This is a genomic window from Streptomyces luteolus (assembly GCF_029968015.1).
Taxonomy (GTDB): domain Bacteria; phylum Actinomycetota; class Actinomycetes; order Streptomycetales; family Streptomycetaceae; genus Streptomyces; species Streptomyces luteolus.
In genome coordinates this window covers 1-4,956 of sequence record NZ_JASCIS010000096.1, presented here as the reverse complement: position 1 = coordinate 4,956, position 4,956 = coordinate 1, and the positions used below count along the sequence as shown (strand labels likewise).

The following is a 4,956-nucleotide window of genomic DNA, read 5'->3' as shown; positions in this document are numbered from 1 at the left end:
CACGCTGTACCAGCCCCGCCCCTCCGCAACGGGGGGCCCGGCACCTGCGCAGGTGCCGGGCCCCTCGTCGCGTACGTGATGACACAGGGTGACATCCGGGGTGACATCACCCCTTGCGGAACAGCCGCCGCACCCCGAACACGGCGGCGATGATCACCGCGATCACGACCGCGCCGGTCCCGAGTTTCCCGTCCTCGCCGCCGCCCTCGCCGCCGCCCTTGCCACCGTCACGCGAACTCCCGCCCTCCGAGGGCGACTTGGCCCGCCGGTCGCCCGCCGCCCCCGGCGCCTCGATCGGTTCGACCTCGCTGCCCCGGCCCTCCGAGCCGTACATCAGCGTCGTCCCGTCCGGGCTGTACGTCACCGACTCGCCCTGCCGCTGCAACGGCACGTCCGCCCGCTCGGGGCCGACCGGTCCGCCGTCCTTCCAGGCGTACGAGGACGCCTCGAAGTAGCCGCGCAGCAGCAGCCGTCGGCCGTCCGGCGAGAAGGCGCCGTCGGTCGTCCACAGGTCGACGTCCGCGACCCTCCGGAAGACGTTGGTGCCCGTGGCGGACAGCTCGGCCGGGCCCTCGTAGAGCCCGCCGCCGCCGTCGCGCTTCTTGTCGGCGATGTAGACCCGGCCCGTCTTCGGATGCACCATCAGCGCCTCGGCATCCCGCGCCCCGTCGGCGTACTTCACGACGTACTGCGTGGCCTTCACGGTCATGTCCCGCAGCTGCTTCGGCTCGGGGAGGCGGTAGATCCACACGTGGTCCCAGGTGCCGCCGAGGTTGTCCCCGATGTCGCCCACGTACAGGTCGCCGTCCGGGCCGATCGACACGGCCTCCACGTCGCGCGGCTCGCCCACCCCGCTGAGGGTGAGCGTGGCGACAGTCCTCCCCGTGCGGGAGTCGACCGCGTAGAGGTGGGCGCCGTCGTCGCTGTCGTTGTGCGTCCAGTAGATCCCCGGGTGCGCGCGGCTCGCGGCGAGGCCGCTGGACTCGGTGATCCTCGGGTCCTCGATCGTGAACCCGTCCTGCCCCCCATCGGCGGCAGCCGCCGGACCCGCCGCGCAGAGCAGCAGGAGCGCCGCCGCCCCGGTCACACCCACAAGTGAACGCATGTGCCCAGACTGCCAGGTGAGGCGGAGGACCCACCCGTGCCTCACCTGTGCATCACCTGCGCATCACGTGTGCAGCCTCACACCACGGGCCGGTCCCGAGGCCCCCCGCATCCGGAATGATGAGCGGATGCTCAGGCTCCTCTTCGTCGGTGACTCGATGACCATCGGCAGCGCCGGCGAACACACCTGGCGCCACCGCATGTGGCAGCACCTGCGCAGCTCGTACGGCGGCCCGTTCCAGATCGTCGGCCCGCGCGAGACGCTCCACGACAAGGCCGCCGACGCCCCCGTCTCGCACGAGTACGCGCCCGGCGTCGAGCCCGCCTTCCCGCGCCGCCATCTCGCCGGCTGGGGCGAGGGCTGGCTGCACATGGCCCCGCTGATCCGCGAGACGGTACGCGAGCAGCGCGCCGATCTGCTCCTCGTCTCCCTCGGCCTGATCGACCTCGGCTTCTACACCGACGCCGAGCAGACGGCGGCCAACGTCTGCACGTTCCTCACCGAGGCCCGCGCCGCGAACCCCCGGATCGCGGCGGCCGTCCTGCCGGTCATCCCCAACGTCCGCGCCCGCACGGACGGTTCGTTCGCCGCCGAGGTCGACCACTTCAACGAACTCCTCGCGAAGACGGTCGCCGACCTCGACACGGACCGCTCCCCCGTCCTCCTCACCTCGGTCCCGCCGTCGTACGACATCGACCTCGACACGTACGACGGAACCCACCCGAACGCGAGCGGCGAACACAAGCTGGCGGGGGCGTTCGCGGACGCGATGCATCAGGCTTGGGGGCTCGGAGAGCCGTACGCCGTATAAACGTTCGGGAACCCCGTGCCCTGTTGCCGTGCGTATCGTTGTACTGCGCGGGTGCCCGTTTTTGCCGATGGGTGCCCGGGGAGGAGCGCCACGATGACCGTCGTAGAGACCGACAGGATCGAGATGGCCGAAAGCAACGACGAGCGCACTCTGGACGAGATGTTCGAGTGGCTCGAGAGGATGCCCGCCCCCGAGGGATACAAGACCGAGATCGTCGGGGGGCACATCTTCATGTCGCCGCAGCGGGACACTCACTGGGAAATCACCTTCGACATCCTCGATCAGCTGCGGGCCAAGTACCCCCGCAAGCGCCTGAAGTCCGACGTACGCATCGACTACCCGGGGCACCTCAACGGCTTCGCCACCGACATCACCCTCCTCAAGGATGGCGCCGTCAAGAACGCCAAGGGCCAATGGCAGTGCACGGACGTCGAGTTCGTGGGCGAAGTGATCAGCCGGAGCACCAGCATGAACGACTACGGTCCGAAGAAGATCGCGTACGCGCAAGCCGGAGTCCCCGTCTACTTGATCGTCGATCCCTACCAGGGCAGGTGCCTGCTCTACACCGAACCCAAGGACGGCGAATACGCGAGCGAGCGGAAGTACACGTTCGGCGAGAGCATCCATCTGACCCATACCGTTGTCGCTCTGGCGCTCGACACAAGCGACTTCCCACGAGACTGACCCCGATGACCCGAACCAGCGCCGAGCGCCTGGACGAGCTGTTCGACGTGATCGAGCAGGGCATACCAGAGGGCTACAAGGCGGAGGTCGTCGAAGGCGCCATCCACGCTGTACCGCAGCGAGACATGCACTGGCAGATCACCCTCCTGATCTTGCGGGCGGTGGACGCCAGGTTCGGCCGGGCCTCTCTCGTCATGTCGGATGTACGCATCGACTTCCCCGGTTTCCTGAACGGCTTCTGCCCGGACGTGGCCAAACTCCGTGACGGTGCCAGGCCTGAAGGAGAGGAGCGCTGGCGATACCAGGACGTCGAGTTCATCGCCGAAGTGGTCTCCCCCGGCACCGGACTGAACGACCACGGTCCGAAGAAGGCCTCCTACGCCACGGCTGAAGTCCCCGTCTACCTCATCGCCGACCCGTACGTCGGCCGTTGCCACGTCTACACCGAACCGAAGAACGGTGAGTACCGCACCGAGTCGAAGTCCGACTTCGGCGACAAGGTCGACCTGACGCACACCCCCCTCGGACTCACCATCGACACCGCCAAATTCCCCCGCGACCGCAAGTGACCCTTGCCTAGAGCCCACTCCACGCACTTCGCTGTACCCCCATGAAGTACACGCAGCTAGGACGCACGGGACTCAAGGTCAGCCGACTCGTCCTCGGCACCATGAACTTCGGCCCGCAGACCGACGAGCCGGAGAGTCACGCGATCATGGACGCCGCGCTCGGCGCGGGCGTCAACTTCTTCGACACCGCCAATGTGTACGGCTGGGGCGAGAACAAGGGCCGTACCGAGGAGATCATCGGCAACTGGTTCGCCAAGGGCGGCGACCGGCGCGACAAGGTCGTGCTCGCCACCAAGGTGTACGGCAACATGGCCGGCGACGGCGATGTGTGGCCCAACCACGACCGCCTCTCCGCGCTCAACATCCGCCGCGCCGTGGACGCCTCCCTCAAGCGGCTCCAGACGGACCACATCGACCTCTACCAGTTCCACCACATCGACCGCCGCACCCCGGTCGAGGAGATCTGGCAGGCCGTCGACGTACTGATCAAGCAGGGCAAGATCCTCTACGCGGGCTCCTCCAACTTCCCCGGCTGGAAGATCGCCCAGACCAACGAGACCGCCCGCCGCCTCGGCAGCTACGGCCTGGTCAGCGAGCAGTGCCTCTACAACCTCGCCGAGCGCCGCGCCGAGATGGAGGTGATCCCGGCCGCGCAGGAGTACGGACTCGGCGTCATCCCGTGGTCGCCGCTGCACGGCGGACTGCTCGGCGGCGTCATCAAGAAGGAGGCGCAGGGCGGGCGCAGGACCAGCGGCCGCAGCGCCGACGCGCTCGCCAACACGCAGATGCGGGAGAAGGTGCAGGCCTACGAGGACCTGCTCGACAAGCACGGCATCGAACCCGGCGAGGCCGCCCTGGCCTGGCTGCTCACCCGGCCCGGGGTGACCGGCCCGATCGTCGGCCCGCGCACCGCCGACCAGCTGGCCTCGGCGCTGCGCGCGGTCGAGCTGGAGCTGGGTGACGAGGTACTGGCGTCCCTGGACGAGATCTTCCCGGGACCCGGCCCGTCGCCGGAGGCCTTCGCCTGGTAGCTCGCGTACGCGAGGGCGTCGGCCGTACGAGGGGGCCTCACCCCACGGCCGACGCCACCGCCACGACGACGAACATCAGCACAAGTACACCGGCCATGATCCGGTTACGGGTCTTCGGGTCCACGCTTCGAGGTTAACCGGCGCCGCCGAGCGGCCGGCGCTCGACCTCCTCGTAGCGCGGCCGCTCCCCCGGCACACCGCTGCGCGGCAGTCGGCTGTGCACGAGCGCGAGGTCGCCGACCGTCCACGGCTCCGAGGCGAACCCCGCGAGCGCTTCGACGTACGGGCGCAGGTCGACGGTGGCGGCGCGGCTGCGGGCGAGGGTGAGGTGCGGGGTGTAGCGGCGGTGGTCGTCCATGGCGAGGCCCGCCTTGCGCGCGGCCGCCTCCGCCCGCTCCGCGAGCCGCCGGATCACATCGAGCTCGCCGTCCGCCCCGGCCCACAGCGCCCGGTCCCCGAACCGGCCGCCGCCGCGCAGGGCGAGCCGGAACGGCGCGGTGCGGTGGGCGGCCCGCGTCAGCCGCTCGCGCAGCTCGGGCCGGATCTCCTCGGGTACGTCGCCCAGGAACGCCAGCGTGAAGTGCCATCCGGCCCGCTCGGTCCAGCCCAGCCCGTCGGCGCCGGGCAGCTGCTTCAACTCCCGTACTTCGGCGGCCAGTTCATCGAGGACGCCTGCCGGGGGGATCACGGCTACGAAGAGTCTCATCTGGCCAGTCTGCACTTCTCCCCGCCCCGCCCCTTCCCGAAAGTCCTGCC

General features: G+C 69.6%; 6 protein-coding genes. 4 read left to right on the top strand and 2 right to left on the bottom strand.

The window, feature by feature from the left end:
* Positions 1 to 106 precede the first annotated feature (106 nt).
* Positions 107 to 1,105 carry a TolB-like translocation protein gene (locus QIT00_RS38525; RefSeq protein WP_282540164.1) on the bottom strand — a complete coding sequence of 333 codons (999 nt, stop codon included), beginning with the start codon at positions 1,103 to 1,105 and terminating at the stop codon, positions 107 to 109.
* A 127-nt stretch (positions 1,106 to 1,232) separates the two neighbouring features.
* Between QIT00_RS38525 and QIT00_RS38520 the strand changes: the two genes are divergently transcribed.
* From QIT00_RS38520 to QIT00_RS38505, 4 genes are all read left to right on the top strand, one after another.
* Positions 1,233 to 1,916 (top strand): SGNH/GDSL hydrolase family protein, encoded by a 684-nt coding sequence (locus QIT00_RS38520; protein WP_282540163.1) that lies wholly within the window; start codon positions 1,233 to 1,235, stop codon positions 1,914 to 1,916.
* Positions 1,917 to 2,009: 93 nt separating this feature from the next.
* Positions 2,010 to 2,600, top strand: coding sequence for a Uma2 family endonuclease (locus QIT00_RS38515; RefSeq protein ID WP_282540162.1), 591 nt, complete (start codon positions 2,010 to 2,012; stop codon positions 2,598 to 2,600).
* Between the two features lie 5 nt (positions 2,601 to 2,605).
* Positions 2,606 to 3,169 (top strand): Uma2 family endonuclease, encoded by a 564-nt coding sequence (locus QIT00_RS38510; protein WP_282540161.1) that lies wholly within the window; start codon positions 2,606 to 2,608, stop codon positions 3,167 to 3,169.
* Between the two features lie 41 nt (positions 3,170 to 3,210).
* Positions 3,211 to 4,200 carry an aldo/keto reductase gene (locus QIT00_RS38505; RefSeq protein WP_282540160.1) on the top strand — a complete coding sequence of 330 codons (990 nt, stop codon included), beginning with the start codon at positions 3,211 to 3,213 and terminating at the stop codon, positions 4,198 to 4,200.
* A gap of 133 nt (positions 4,201 to 4,333) precedes the next feature.
* Here QIT00_RS38505 and thpR read toward each other — a convergent pair whose 3' ends face one another.
* Positions 4,334 to 4,906: an RNA 2',3'-cyclic phosphodiesterase gene (gene thpR / locus QIT00_RS38500; RefSeq protein ID WP_282540159.1), complete on the bottom strand. Its 573-nt coding sequence runs from the start codon at positions 4,904 to 4,906 to the stop codon at positions 4,334 to 4,336.
* Between the last annotated feature and the right edge of the window lie 50 nt (positions 4,907 to 4,956).